Here is a 9,382-nt window from a genome sequence, read left to right on the forward strand (position 1 = left end):
GGGAGTTCAGCAATCCGGAAGATGTGACGTACCGTCAGGTCGGTGCCCCGCGGTCACCGTCGGGCCGGTGACCGCGGGGCGCGGAGGACCGTCAGGTCAGCGACCGCAGGGCCAGGACGGTGGTCAGGACGTCCGTGTGCGAGACGTAGAGGCCGTTCAGGCCGAAGCGCAGCAGGTTCGGCGGCCGCACGTCACCGGTGATGCCGCGTTCGACCAGGGCCGCCATGAGCCGGGCCGCCTCCGGATGGCCGAGAGTCAGCTGACTGCCCCTGCGGTCGTCCTGGCGCGGCGTCACCAGCTCGAAGCCCCGGCCCGCCAGGTGTTCGTCGACGCAGGCGATGAAGAACCGGCTCAGCGAGAGGCTCTTCCGCCGGAGCTGCCGGAGGTCGACGCCGTCGAAGACGTCCAGTGCCGCGTCCAGGGCCAGCAGCGACAGGACCGCCGGTGTGCCGATCCGGCAGCGGGCGATCCCCTCGGCCGGCCGGTAGTCCGGCGTCATCGCGAAGGGGTCGGCGTGGCCGTTCCAGCCGGTCAGCGGCTGGTCGAGGCGGTCGTGGTGGCGGCGGGCCGCGTAGCCGAAGGCGGGGGCGCCCGGGCCGCCCGACAGGAACTTGTAGCCGCAGCCGACGGCGAAGTCGACGCCGTCCCGGTCCACCGCGAGCGGGACGGCGCCCACCGCGTGGCTGACGTCCCAGACCACCACGCCCCCCTCCCGGTGGGTGGCCGCGGTCAGCCGGGCGAGGTCCCACAGCTCGCCGGTGCGGAAGTCGACGGCGCTCGCGGTGGCGACGGCCAGGCGCTCGCCGCAGTCGGCGAGCGCCTCCTCGAACCCGGACACCGGGGCCTCGCGCAGCTCCAGGCCGAGCATCCGGGCCACCGACGCGGCCAGGTAGCGGTCGGTGGGGAAGCCCGCGTCGTCCATCAGCAGGATGTCGCGCCCGGGGCGCAGCCGGGCGGCGGCGGTCAGGGCGTTGAACAGCTGGACCGAGGTCGAGTCGCCGGCCACCGTCTGGCCGGGGGCCGCCCCGAGCAGCCGCCCGAGCCGGTCGCCGACCCGCAGCGGCGCGTCCCACCAGCCGTCCTCGTACCAGCCGCCGATCAGGTGCTCGCCCCACTGCTCGGCGACGACCCGGCGGACCCGCTCCGGCACGGAGGCCGGCAGCGCGCCCAGCGAGTTGCCGTCCAGGTACACCGTGCCCGGGGGCAGCAGGAACGCCTTGCGGGCCGCGGCGAGCGGGTCGTCCCGGTCGAGCTGCGCGGAGACCTCGTGCGTGGTCACAGGCCCACCTGCGCGAACACCGCGGCGCCGAGCCCGGTCGTCGGATCGGCCAGGTCGAACGGCAGGTCGAAGTGGTTGCGGTCGGCGGCGACGAGCTCGCGCACCACGGCCGCGCGCGGACCGACGGCCCGTACCAGGTCGTCGTGCTGGCGGGCGAACTCGTCCGTCTCGGCGCCGCCCCTGGCCACCACGAGGGCGGGCAGGCGCGCGGGCAGCCGCAGGATCGGGCTGAGCCGGGCCGCCGCCGCGGCGTCCAGCCCCAGCGGCTCGTTGACGTAGGTGTGCCGCAGCGGTTCGAGGTCGTAGACGCCGCTGAGCAGGACCGCCCCGGCGAACGCGTCGGCCGGGTGGCGGCCGCCCGGCAGCCAGTCGTCCAGCAGCGCCATCAGGGCCAGGTGGGCGCCGGCGGAGGAGCCGCCGATGTGGACGCGGTCCGCGTCCACCCCCAGTTCCCGCGCGTGCTCCAGCAGCCAGAGCAGGCCGCGGCGGACCTGCGCGACGATCTCGTCCAGCCGGTACTCGGGCGCCAGCCCGTAGCCCAGCGCCGCGAACGCGGCGCCGGCGGGGACCAGGCCGCGGGCCGGGAAGGACGCGTCGTCCTTGCTCAGCTCCTGCCAGTAGCCGCCGTGCAGGAAAACCACCAGCGGCGCGTTCCGGTAGCCCGCCGGAAAGAAGTCCAGGGATTCCGCGGGCGAGCGGCCGTAGGGTATTCCACGGCGGACCTCGAAATCCGCCCGGGCTTTCTCGCTGTCGCCGGCGTACCGGTCCACGAAGACGTTCAGGTCGGGCACGCGGGAACTCGGCGAGTACTGCCGGTCCAGTGTGCACTGGTCGTATCCGCGATACACCGGCGATTCCATACCGGGCCTCTCCGTTTCTGCCCGGCGCCGCCACCGGCGCCGGGCGGGTCGAGTTTTCGGTCAGCGCACCCGGCGCGCGAAGGTCCGGACGTCGCCGACGAACAGCTCGGGCTCCTCCAGTGCCGCGAAGTGCCCGCCGCGCTCGAACTCGGACCACTGGGCGAGGGTCGGCAGGATCCGCTCGGCCCACCGGCGGATCGGCCGGACGGCGTCCTCGGGGAAGACGGCGACCCCGACCGGCGCGGCGAGCGGCCACGGGCCGGCCCAGGTGCGGATGAAGTCGGCGTCCAGCCGGTTGGACTCGTAGTAGAGCTGGGCGCTGGAGCCCGCGGAGGCGGTGAACCAGTAGATCGCGGCGTTGGTCAGCAGCCGGTCGCGGGCCACCGCGTCCTCCGGCACCGTCTCCGCGGCCGTCCACTCCTTGAACTTCTCGACGATCCAGGCGAGTTGGCCAACCGGGGAGTCGGTCAGACCGTAGCTGAGGGTCTGCGGGCGAGTGGACTGGATCTTCCGCCAGCCGGCCCCGTCCTGCTCGAAGTTCGCGGCGAACTGCAGCCGGGCCAGGTCCGCCTCGCCCAGGTTCGCGAACTCGGCCGGGTCCTGCGGCGGGAAGGTGGCGAGCATGTTGAGGTGGACACCCGCGACGTGCGCCGGATCGGCCAGGCCGAGCTGGAGCGAGACCGGCATGCCCCAGTCGCCGCCCTGGACGAGGTAGCGGTCGTAGTCGAGCCGGTGCATCAGCTCGGCCCAGGCCCGGCCGACCCGGGCGGTGTCCCAGCCGGCCTCCTGGGGGCGGCCGGAGAAGCCGTAACCGGGCAGCGAGGGGATGACCACGTGGAACGCGTCGGCGGGGTCGCCGCCGTGCGCCCGCGGGTCGGTCAACGGCCCGATCACGTCCAGGAACTCCGCCACCGAGCCGGGCCAGCCGTGGGTGATGATCAACGGCATGGCGTCCGGCTCCGGCGAGCGCACGTGCAGGAAGTGGATGTCCACGCCGTCGATCTCGGTCAGGAACTGCGGGAACGCGTTGAGCTGCTCCTCGGCCTTGCGCCAGTCGAAGCCGGTGCGCCAGTACTCGGCCAGCTCCTTCAGGTAGCCGAGCGGTACACCGCGCTGCCAGCCCACGCCCGGCAGCTCACCGGGCCAGCGGGTCGCCGCGAGCCGGCGGTCCAGGTCGTCGAGGGCTTCCTGCGGGATGTCGATACGGAAGGGGCGCATGGTGAGTCCTCTCGGTGGGACGGTCGGGGCGAAGGCGGGGCGGCGGCGGGGCCGGAGGCCGGCCGGGTCTCGGGCGGCGGTGCCTCAGGCGGCGAGGGGGGTGTTCTGGTACGAGGCGATCCGCCAGTCGGCACCCTGGCGGGCCAGCACCCAGGTCGCCCGGATCGCGCGCTCGGCCGTCACCTCGGCGTCCCCGGGGGCCAGCACGCCGCCCCGGGTGACCAGCACGGCGACGTCCTCGGCGAGCGGGCGGACCGACACCGGCTCGCCGGTGACCCGGGTCCCCTTGAACGGGCCGGCGAAGGCCTGGGTCATGAAGGCGCGGATCTGCTGACGGCTCGTCAGGAACACGTCGCCGGGCAGGATCAGCGTCGCGTCCTCGGTGAAGACCTCGGCGAAGCCGTCGGCGTCCTGCGCGGCCCAGGCCGCGACGATGCGCTCGGGAACGGCGCGCAGGGCGGCGGCGTCGGGGGTGTTGGGCGCGGGAGTGGCGGACATGGTCTCTCCTTCTCCGGTGGTCCCGGCCGCGATCACGCGGGCCGGGTGACGGCCAGCCTCACAGCAGGCCGGGAGGGGGGACAACTCCCGGATTGCGATGGTGTGTTGCCCGGAACCCGGGGCAGGACATGCCTCGGGTGCGCCGCAATCCGGGAGATGCGGGCACCCCGGCCGACTGCCAGCCTCGACAGGGCCGATCAACGACCGCGGCCCGGACGGCCAAGCCGTCCCGAGTGGGCCGCCCACTCCGGAGGAGCCCCCCCGATGACAGCCAAGGAATCCCCGTCCAGGGAAGAACTGGTGAGCCGTGCCGCCGAGCTGGTGCCGCTGCTGCAGAAGAACGCGCTGTGGCACGAGGAGCACCGCCGGCTGTCCGACGAGACCCTGGCGGCGCTGACCGACTCCGGACTGCTGCAGATCCGGGTGCCGCGCCGCTACGGCGGCTACGAGTCCGACATGCGCACCGTGGTGGACGTGATCGCCGAGCTGGGCCGCGGCGACGGCTCCACGGCGTGGGTCATGGCGGTCTACGCGATCAGCTCCTGGATGGCCGGCCTGTTCCCGGACGAGGTGCAGGACGAGATCTTCGCCGACCCGGGCGTGCGGGTGAGCGGCATCCTCAGCCCGACCGCGGTCGCCGTGCCGGTCGAGGGCGGCGTGCTGCTGAACGGCAAGTGGACGTTCAACTCCGGTGCGCTGCACAGCTCCTGGAACACCAATGCGGCCGTGCTGATGACCCCGGACGGCCCGCAGCCGATCATGGTGGCGGTCCCGCTGGCGGACCTGGAGATCGTCGACGACTGGCACACCACCGGCCTGCGCGGCTCCGGCAGCGTCACCACCGTCGCCACCGACCTGTTCGTTCCCGAGCCGCGGGTGCTGCCGATGGTCCCGGTGCTCCAGGGGCAGCACCGCTCCCTGGCGAACGCCGACTCGCCCATCTACCGGGCGCCGTTCATGCCCACCGCGTGCGCCACCGTGGCCGCGCCGGCCCTCGGGCTGGCCCGGGCCGCCAAGGAGGCGTTCTTCGAGCGGCTCCCCGGCCGGAAGATCAGCTACACCGAGTACGCCAACCAGGCCGAGGCCCCGGTGACCCACATCCAGGTGGCCGAGGCCGTCACCCGGATCGACGAGGTGGAGTTCCACGCCCACCGCGCCGCCGCCCTGCTCGACACCAAGGGCCCCACCGGCGAGGAGTGGACGCTGGAGGAGCGCGCCCGGATCAGGCTCGACCTCGGCGCGGTCTGCTCGCGCGCCAAGGAGGCGGTGGACATCCTCAACACCGCCAGCGGCGGCTCCTCGATCTACACCACCGTCCCGATCCAGCGCATCGAGCGGGACGTCCAGACACTCAACCTGCACGGCATCCTGCACCCCAACACCAACCTCGAGCTCTACGGGCGGGTCGCCTGCGGGCTCGGCCCGAACACGCTCTACCTGTAGCCGACGCTCTGCCCTGACAGGGCCGCCGCCACCAGCGGCGGCGGCCCTGTTCGGCATGCCGTCCGACCGTTCCCATCGACCGCTCGGAGACCTCCATGGCAATCCCCGAACCCGTCGTCATCGACCGCACCGGACGTGACATCCACGCCGAGGCCGCCCGGATCCGGGCGAACGGCCCGGTCACCCGGATCGAACTGCCCGGCGGCGTGCTCGCCTGGTCGATCGCCGACCACGAGACCGCCCGGCAGGCCCTCAGCGACCACCGGCTGTCCAAGGACCCGCGCCGGCACTGGACGGACTTCGCCGAGGGCCGGATCGGCGAGGACTTCCCGCTCATCGGCTGGGTGCTGATGGACAACCTCACCACCCGGTACGGTGCCGACCACACCCGGCTGCGCCGACTGACCGCCGGGGCCTTCACCCCGCGCCGGGTCGAGGCCATGCGCGCCGAGGTCCAGAAGGCCGTCGACGAGCTGCTGGACGAGCTGGGCCAGTGCGAACCCGGCGAGGTGCTGGACCTCAAGGCCCGCTTCGCCCGCCCGATGCCCGCCCGGGTGATCTGCGACCTGTTCGGCGTCCCGGCCGAGGACCGCGCGCAGATCCTGCGCGGCGGCGAGGCGAACATCGACACCAGCCTCACCCCGGAGGAGGCCGCGGCCAACGTCGAGCAGTGGCACCGGGAGATGCTGGAGTTCGTCGACTCCAAGCGCCGCAGCCCCGGGGACGACCTGACCAGCGACCTGGTCCAGGTCCAGGAGGAGGACGGCTCCCGGCTGAACGACTCCGAACTGGTCGGCACCCTGCACCTGCTGCTCGCCACCGGCACCGAGCCGGTGATGAACCTGCTCGCCAACGCGACCCGGGCCCTGCTCACCCACCCCGAGCAGCTGGCGCTGCTCCGCAGCGGCGCGGTGAGCTGGGAGGACGTGATCGAGGAGACCCTGCGCGTCGAGGCGCCGGTCGCCCACCTGCCGTTCCGCTTCGCGGTGGAGGACATCGAGCTCGGCGGCGTCGTCATCGCCAAGGGCGACCCGGTCCTGATCAACTTCGCGGCGGTGGGCCGCGACCGCGCGATGCACGGCCACAGCGCGGACGCCTTCGACGCCGGCCGGCCGGACAAGGAGCACCTCTCCTTCGGCCACGGCGTCTACCGCTGCATCGGCATGCCGCTGGCCCGGATGGAGGCCGAGATCGCCCTCTCCGCGCTGTTCAGCCGCTTCCCCGACCTCGAACTCGCCGTCCCCGCAGGGGAACTGGAGCCGCAGGTCACCTTCATCATGAACGGCGTGCAGACCCTCCCGGTCCGCCTCACGCCGCGAACCCGCTGACACGAAAGGATGGTCGGGCCGATGTGGGCTGCCGTCGTACCGGAGGCCAAGGCGCGCTGGGAACTGCGCGAGATCCCCACCCCCACGGCTGGACCGGGTCAGGTGCTGATCCGGGTCCACGCCTGCGGGGTCTGCCACAACGACCTCTGGGTGAGCCAGGGCGTCTTCCCCTTCCCGCCGCTCGACCCGGTGGTGGTCGGGCACGAGGCGGCCGGCGAGGTCGTCGAGGTCGGCCCGGGTGTGACCACCCGCCGGGTCGGCGACCGGGTCGGCACCACCTGGGTGCAGGCGACCTGCGGCCGGTGCGACTACTGCCGGCTCAACCTTCCGCTCACCGGGCAGTCCGGGATGAACTGCCCGGAGTCGGTGATGAGCGGCCTCACGGTGCAGGGCGGCCACGCCCAGTACGTCGCGGTGGCGGCCGACAGCACGGTGCTGCTGCCGGACGCCCTCTCGTACGAGACCGCCGCGCCCGTGCTGTGCGCCGGCTACACCGCGTGGAGCGCGCTGCGCGCCGCCGACCCCAAGCCGCACGAGCGGGTCGCGGTGCTCGGGATCGGCGGACTCGGCCACCTGGCCGTGCAGTTCGCCCGTGCGGCCGGCTTCGAGACCGTGGCCGTCACCAGCTCGCCGGACAAGCACGAGCTGGCCCGTTCGCTCGGCGCGGACCACGTGGTGGCCGACGGTGAGCAGCTGCGGGCGGCCGGCGGCGCCGACGTGGTCCTGGTGACCGGCACCTCCTACCGGGCGGCCACCGAGTCCCTCCAGGGGCTGCGGCCGAACGGCCGGATCGTGCTCGCCACCATCGACCCGGTCGACTCCTTCACCATCCCGCCCACCAGCCCGTTCTGGGCGCAGCGCCAGCAGGTGATCGGCGCCACCCACAACGGCCTCGACCAGCTCACCGAGGCCCTCGACCTGGTCGCGTCCGGGGCCGTCACGCCGATGGTCGAGGTCTTCCCCAAGGAACGGGTGGCCGAAGCACTCGAACGGGTCGAACAGGGTGGGGTACGCTTCCGCGCGGTCGTCAACTATCTCTGATCAGCCGTCAAATACCGCAACCTGCAAGAAGCGTACGGTCTGATCAACGATCAGGATGGCGACCTGGGACGCACCCGAACAACGTTTCGGGTGCGCGGATACCGACTTGGGGAGGACATCCTGAACAGGCGACACTTTCTCGGCCTGGCGGGCATAGCGGCGAGCACCGGCGTACTGCTACCGGTGAGCGCGCTGGCCGCCGGGGAGTCGGAGCGCCCCGGGCAGGCCGCCCGGGGCGCGGCCTCCGGGCCGTTCTCCGTACGGATGCCGGTACCGCCGACCCTCAGCCCCGTGGCCCGCACCGCCGACACCGACGTGTACCGGCTCGACATCCTGCCGGCCGAGCTCGAGCTGATCCCCGGCGTCAAGACCAAGTGCATGACCTTCGGCGGCAGCTTCATCGGCCCGACGATCCGGGCCAAGGAGGGGCGCCGGGCCCTGGTGACCTACCGCAACTGGCTGCCCGAGCACGCCAACGTGCACCTGCACGGCGGCCACGTCCCGGCGGACAGCGACGGCCACCCGATGGAGGTCATCGACCCGGGCGCCGAGCGGCAGTACGAGTACCCGAACCAGCAGCCCGGCGCCACGCTCTGGTACCACGACCACAGCCACCACATGGAGGCCGAGCACGTCTACCGCGGCATGCACGGCTTCTACCTGATCGAGGGTCAGGGGGAGAGCCAGTACCAGCTGCCGTGCGGCGAGTACGACGTCCCGATCGCGATCCGCGACGCCGAGATCGACGCCAACGGGCAGCTGGTGGCCGGCGACCCGCGGAACCGGAACGTGATCCTGGTCAACGGCCGCCAGAAGCCGTACTTCCCGGTGGCCGCGCGCAAGTACCGCATCCGGCTGCTGAACAACTCGACCCTGCGGTTCCTGAAGTTCAACTTCGGCTCCCTGCCGGTGCTCCAGATCGGTTCGGACGGCGGTCTGCTGCCCGCGCCGATCGACCGGACGGGGACGGACTTCCCGCTCGCCGCCGGCGAGCGGGTCGACCTGGTGGTGGACTTCTCCCAGCAGCGGGTCGGCACCCAGTGCTTCCTCACCAACCAGGGCCAGTTCACCGGCAACGACGAGGTCGAGCAGGTGCTGCGCTTCGACGTGACCCGCCCGGCCTTCGACTTCAGCCGGGTGCCCACCGCGCTGCGCGCGATGCCCGCGCTGGCGCCGGCCACGGTCCAGCGCGAGGTGCGGCTCTCCTTCGACCTGACCGGAAACCCGGTCGGCCTGATCGACGGCAAGCCGTTCGACGAGAACCGGGTGGACCAGCGGATCCAGCGCGGTGCCACCGAGATCTGGACGATCATCAACGACGACGGTGCCACCAAGTACGGCCCGATCCAGCACTCGTTCCACATGCACATGACGCAGTTCCGGGTGCTCGACCGGGACGGCCGGCCGCCGCTGCCCGGTGACGTCGGCCTGAAGGACACCGTCCCGCTCCCGCCCGGCACCTCGGTCCGGGTCCAGGCGACCTTCGCCGACTACCTGGGCAAGTACATGTACCACTGCCACATGCTGGAGCACTCCTCGGCGGGCATGATGGCGCAGATGGAGATCGTCGACTGACCCCGCGCAACACGAAGGCGGGGGGGGGGGGGGGGGGAGAAAAAACCCCAACCCACACCACCCCTCCTCAGGTGTCCTCACACCCCCCCCCCCCCCCCCCTCCCCCCCCCCCCCCCCCCCCCCTCACCCCTTGGTTTTTC

The 9,382-nt window shown here is 72.6% G+C and carries 8 protein-coding genes; 4 read left to right on the top strand and 4 right to left on the bottom strand.

Going from position 1 to position 9,382, the window contains the following annotated elements:
* Positions 1-91: 91 nt before the first annotated feature.
* From ACZ5OX_RS34650 to ACZ5OX_RS34665, 4 genes are all read right to left on the bottom strand, one after another.
* Positions 92-1,279, bottom strand: a complete 1,188-nt coding sequence (locus ACZ5OX_RS34650) for a kynureninase (protein WP_465635685.1) — start codon at positions 1,277-1,279, stop codon at positions 92-94.
* Complete coding sequence (locus tag ACZ5OX_RS34655; protein WP_465635687.1) at positions 1,276-2,070, bottom strand: alpha/beta hydrolase; 795 nt, start codon at positions 2,068-2,070, stop codon at positions 1,276-1,278. Before ACZ5OX_RS34655 ends, ACZ5OX_RS34650 begins: the two co-directional genes overlap by 4 nt.
* 129 nt (positions 2,071-2,199) lie before the next feature.
* Positions 2,200-3,357, bottom strand: coding sequence for an epoxide hydrolase family protein (locus ACZ5OX_RS34660; RefSeq protein ID WP_465635689.1), 1,158 nt, complete (start codon positions 3,355-3,357; stop codon positions 2,200-2,202).
* 84 nt (positions 3,358-3,441) lie between these two features.
* Positions 3,442-3,855 (bottom strand): SgcJ/EcaC family oxidoreductase, encoded by a 414-nt coding sequence (locus ACZ5OX_RS34665; protein WP_402399514.1) that lies wholly within the window; start codon positions 3,853-3,855, stop codon positions 3,442-3,444.
* Positions 3,856-4,119: 264 nt separating this feature from the next.
* Between ACZ5OX_RS34665 and ACZ5OX_RS34670 the strand changes: the two genes are divergently transcribed.
* The 4 genes from ACZ5OX_RS34670 to ACZ5OX_RS34685 all read left to right on the top strand — a co-directional run bounded on the left by ACZ5OX_RS34670 (position 4,120) and on the right by ACZ5OX_RS34685 (position 9,242).
* Entirely contained in the window at positions 4,120-5,298 is a 1,179-nt protein-coding gene (locus ACZ5OX_RS34670; protein ID WP_465635691.1) for an acyl-CoA dehydrogenase family protein, read from the top strand.
* Positions 5,299-5,393: 95 nt separating this feature from the next.
* A complete protein-coding gene (locus ACZ5OX_RS34675; RefSeq protein WP_465635692.1) occupies positions 5,394-6,626 on the top strand; it encodes a cytochrome P450 family protein in 1,233 nt (410 codons plus the stop codon).
* A 21-nt stretch (positions 6,627-6,647) separates the two neighbouring features.
* Complete coding sequence (locus tag ACZ5OX_RS34680) at positions 6,648-7,667, top strand: alcohol dehydrogenase catalytic domain-containing protein (RefSeq protein WP_449790548.1); 1,020 nt, start codon at positions 6,648-6,650, stop codon at positions 7,665-7,667.
* Between the two features lie 183 nt (positions 7,668-7,850).
* The gene (locus ACZ5OX_RS34685) at positions 7,851-9,242 is read left to right on the top strand and encodes a multicopper oxidase family protein (RefSeq protein ID WP_465635694.1); all 1,392 of its coding nucleotides are present in this window, start codon (positions 7,851-7,853) and stop codon (positions 9,240-9,242) included.
* Positions 9,243-9,382 lie beyond the last annotated feature (140 nt).

Source organism: Kitasatospora sp. NPDC032121 (assembly GCF_055580145.1).